The organism is Fibrobacter sp. UWH5 (genome assembly GCF_900142505.1).
GTDB lineage: Bacteria > Fibrobacterota > Fibrobacteria > Fibrobacterales > Fibrobacteraceae > Fibrobacter.
Genome location: NZ_FRBB01000039.1, coordinates 1 through 4,332, shown reverse-complemented (window position 1 = coordinate 4,332; position 4,332 = coordinate 1). Strand labels below are relative to the sequence as shown.

Genomic DNA, 4,332 nt, shown 5'->3' with positions numbered 1-4,332 from the left:
CTCAACACAATCAGGCTAGGCGTGTCAAACGCAAGGATCGAGGCGACGAACAACAAGATAAAGCTACTGATACGGACTGCCTATGGCTTCAGGAATATGAACAACATGCTGTCGCTGATAATGTTGAGCTGTTCCTATGTAGATGTAAAGATTGCCTACGAATGGGAATCGGAATCGAGAGAATCATCTAGCAAGGCTGCCTAAATGCTTCCACACATGTTGATGATGCCTCTTTTAAAATGTTTTTTTTACATTTTTCTTTCTAATTAGTTTTTATCTTGTTTATGCATCACCAGACTATGACGCTGATTATGCCTTGCCTGGCAATTATGTTGAATATGCGTCAAAAGTGTCTGGCTCCAAATGTAACGTAAGTTTTAAAAGTCCTCTGAAGAAAGTTGTTTTAGATAGCACAATATATCGTTGTAATCAAAAATTTGAAATTTATTTTGAAGGAGGAAATGTTTTTTTGCAGCGCTGCTATAAAAAACGAGTGTACAAAGGATACAAAGTACGCTGAAGCTAAAGTTTGTAAAATTAATTTCTAGCAAAAGAAAATAAGTGCTTTGAAATTTACAGAAACGATTGCTAGTGATTCTTTGTCAGAAGAATTATTTTTCAATTTAGCATTAAATGGTCTTTTTTCTTTTTATAAAGACGAAGAGCCCGTTCCATTCGTATATTATGCGAAGTATTATCTTTGGTGTAATGATGATGGAGGTCAGTCTGGGGATTTGATTTTTCAAAGAAAAGATTTTTGGCTCTTTTTGAGACGAACAAAACTTATTTGGATGTAAAAAAAAGTGGACTATGGCGTGATTTGATAAGAGGGTGAAACCTCTATTGAAAATTCAACAGATCCAACGCGTTTCTTTAAAAATGTTATATTAGAGACATGGCATTAAAGAGATTTCCAATCGGCGTGCAGGATTTTGTTCAAGTCCGCAATAACGGATACTATTACGTAGATAAGACTGATCTTGTCTATAACTTGACGCATACAAGCCAATATTATTTCCTCAGCCGTCCCCGCCGTTTTGGAAAGTCGCTTTTGATTAGCACCTTGCAATACTATTTCGAGGGTCGTAAGGAACTGTTTACCGGCCTTGCCATGGAACGTTTGGAGACCGAGTGGAAAAAGTATCCGGTCATTCGCCTGGATTTGAGTACGGTAAAGAACTTGGAAGCAGAAACTTTCGCCTCCAATATGAACGAAATTCTAGCGGCAAATGAAGAAAAATATGGCATAAACAATGATAGTTCTAACCAGGCTTGGGGAAGTCGTCTTTCTTCTTTGATTCGTGCTGCCAATGCGCAGACCGGTGAACAGGTTGTTGTTCTTGTCGACGAATACGACGCCCCGGTTCTCGAGGCTATGGGTGATGCTGCTTTGCAGGAAAAGGTTCGCAACCGTATGCGTGACCTTTACGCCCCGCTCAAGGCGCTTGGTGGCATTTTGCGTTTTGTATTCCTTACGGGTATCAGCAAGTTCAGCCAGCTCAGCATCTTCAGCGAGTTGAATAACCTGAACGTCATTACCATGGATGACGAGTATGCAGCCATCTGTGGCATCACCAAAGAAGAACTGCTGACCCAGATGCAGCCCGAAATCCAAGCTCTAGCAGACAAGCAGGGCATGACCTACAACGAAGCAGTTGCTGCCCTGCAGCGCCAGTACGATGGCTACCATTTCTGCGAAAACTCTCCGGATATCTACAATCCCTTTAGCTTGATAAATTCCTTGAGCAAGCTGAATCTAGCGAACTACTGGTTTGCTTCCGGTACGCCAACGGTTCTTACAAAAGCCATGGCCCGTTACAAGCTAAGCCCCGAGGAATACGACCGAGGTTTTGATGTCAAGCAGAGTTCTTTCGATGCCCCCACGGAAACTGCGGAAACCCCGATTCCCATTCTTTATCAGAGTGGATACCTGACCATCAAGGGCTACGACAAGAATGCGGTTCGCCCATATAAGTTACAGTTCCCCAATGATGAGGTCCGCGAAGGCTTGCTGGATCTTCTGACGTGCACCTATACGTCTAAAAATGGCGACGATACTTCCGAATTTCTGGATCATTTCATCACGGCGATGAAGGCTGGCAACCTGGAAACCGCACTTACCGAAATGCGTGCGTTCATGGCGAGCATTCCCTACGATATTGAGAAACAGAACGAACTCCACTACAGGACTATTTTTTACCTGATTTTCAGAATTGCCTCGCCCTACCTGGTGCGTAGCGAAGAGCGAACCGCTGCAGGCCGTGCCGACGCCGTGGTAGAAACCGCCGACAGCGTCTACGTTTTCGAGTTCAAACTGGACAAGAACGGCACCGTCGATGACGCCCTAAAACAGATCGACGATAAAGGCTACCTGCTTCCATATTCCGTGGTGAACAAAGCCGACGGAACGCTGAAGAGCTTGTACAAGATTGGAGCCGCCTTCGATACCGAAAAACGCACCATCGGCGAATGGAAAATCCAGAAATGCTAAGATTTGTGCTGCAACCTACGCGTAGTTGCAGTAGGGGCGATAGCCTTATGCTGACCATGGCCTACGACGGTTCCGGCAGGCGCGTGTCCAAGACCCGCTACAGCAAGGCTTGCGTTTCCGACGAGGCCGATGGCGTGTATGCCGCTGACTGGGAACGGGAACTCGTCACACACTACACAGGCATCGGCACCGAAGTTCGTGAAAACTATCGTGACGGCAGCCTCCAAAATGCCCGCGTGGTCGTAAATATGCCCCAGGGCCTGGGCCGCTACATGCCCGAGGACGCCTCGGCACCAGTGGTGCCATCGACGACTCTCGACGAAAATGGAAAGCCGACCGACTGGAGCGTATTCAATCCTAAATTCGAATGGTATCTCAAGAACCACCTTGGTTCCACCATGCTGGTGTACGGCACCCAGAGTACCTCAAACGCAGACGTTGCTGACCTCGGTGAAGTGAAGAAAGCTTATGACTACCGCTCCTTCGGCGAACAGATTGATCTGATCGCTGACGCAGGCGACAAGGTGACCGAGAATTTCACCGGTAAAGAACGTGATGACGAAACCGAGCTGAACTACTTCGGCGCAAGATATCTGGATCCAATGCTCGGATTGTAGATTTCAGTTGATGCTGCTAGACAGTATGATAGTCCTTATACATACGTTGGTAACAATCCGATTATTACAACTGACCCGGATGGAAATGTCGGCGTTGTCGGTGGAGTGTGTAGTGTTGCGTGGGGCGTTGCGCAAAATTATGCAGAAGCGAGTCTTTTTGGTCAAAAATTTAATTATACAGCTACCGATGCTATTATCGATTTTGCATTAGGCTTTTTTGGTGTGAGTATTGTTGAAAAAGGCGCGAAAATTGCAAAATCAGCTAAATACGCTAATACGATCAAAAAAACAAAGCCCATCACATACAAAAAGAGTGTAGCTGTTGCAACTAAACATAAATGGGCGAATAGACTTGAAAATGCCGAGAAAGACATAAAGGATAATGCTTTTGGGATTGTTAAGGATGATGTTATAAACATTCCTGGAAGGGTAGAGCATGAAGTGGGTAATCTTGTGGTAGACTTTGTGCAAAATGTTGCAACGGATAAAAATAGTTCTCAGGAATCAATGAGTACTGGGGAAGGAATTGGTGCTCTGGCTCCTTCTGACAACACGGCAACCCAAGTAGATTATTAATACAAGATGTGGAAAATAATATTAAATCTTTCGTGCGTTCTTTTTGTTGGATTTGTGTATTTTGAATGTGACCATACAGGAAGGCTTTTCCAAGATTTCTTCGTTAATGCAGGACGGGGAAACGTGTGGGGGATACTTATTTGGACTCCATTTGTGCTTCTTATTTATGGAATACTTATACTATATCTAAAAAGAAACGACAAGTATAGAAAAAGAAGTGGTAAAAACTTTGGAAAGGTTGAGGGGAATCCTGTTGTAATAGCAAAGACCAATGATTTGTCAAAAAACAAGAAAAAGAGAACTGAGTCCAAAGGCACTCGCAAAAGGAATCGGGAGAAATCGAAGGACATAAAAAAATAATCACAAGTTGGAGCGACGCTTCGATTTATCTGAGAGCTTTTTATCGATCCACAACCCAGCTTCCGAGATTGTTGTACACTACGATTCGCCCCCCGTTTCAGTTCCTTGCATTGCAGGGGGCGGGATGCTCTTGAAGTATTCTTTTTGTTTTGACTTTGTTGACACGGCTTTTAAATTGTTATATCTTAGATGTCATGGCCGTTAAATGCATGTCACATGACTTGGATTACCGAAAGACGCACCTTGCTGTTGCTGCTATTGAAAATGCAGCGTTAAAGCTTGGTGTTG

At 44.2% G+C, this 4,332-nt stretch carries 5 protein-coding genes; all 5 read left to right on the top strand.

Annotated features, from left to right (window positions below; translation table 11 throughout):
- The coding region (locus tag BUB38_RS15505; protein ID WP_139258420.1) for a transposase at positions 1-204 on the top strand (204 nt) is incomplete at its 5' end.
- 362 nt (positions 205-566) lie between these two features.
- Positions 567-797 carry a hypothetical protein gene (locus BUB38_RS15500; RefSeq protein WP_073161633.1) on the top strand — a complete coding sequence of 77 codons (231 nt, stop codon included), beginning with the start codon at positions 567-569 and terminating at the stop codon, positions 795-797.
- Positions 798-895: 98 nt separating this feature from the next.
- Entirely contained in the window at positions 896-2,491 is a 1,596-nt protein-coding gene (locus tag BUB38_RS15495; protein WP_073161632.1) for an ATP-binding protein, read from the top strand.
- Entirely contained in the window at positions 2,470-3,108 is a 639-nt protein-coding gene (locus tag BUB38_RS15490; RefSeq protein WP_139258486.1) for an RHS repeat-associated core domain-containing protein, read from the top strand. Before BUB38_RS15495 ends, BUB38_RS15490 begins: the two co-directional genes overlap by 22 nt.
- A gap of 105 nt (positions 3,109-3,213) precedes the next feature.
- A complete protein-coding gene (locus tag BUB38_RS15485; protein ID WP_073161630.1) occupies positions 3,214-3,684 on the top strand; it encodes a hypothetical protein in 471 nt (156 codons plus the stop codon).
- Positions 3,685-4,332: the final 648 nt, after the last annotated feature.

Excerpts from the sequence above, each read along its gene's own strand:
- BUB38_RS15495 (WP_073161632.1), top strand. The coding sequence starts at position 896 with ATGGCATTAAAGAGATTTCCAATCGGCGTGCAGGATTTTGTTCAAGTC.
- BUB38_RS15490 (WP_139258486.1), top strand. The coding sequence starts at position 2,470 with ATGGAAAATCCAGAAATGCTAAGATTTGTGCTGCAACCTACGCGTAGT.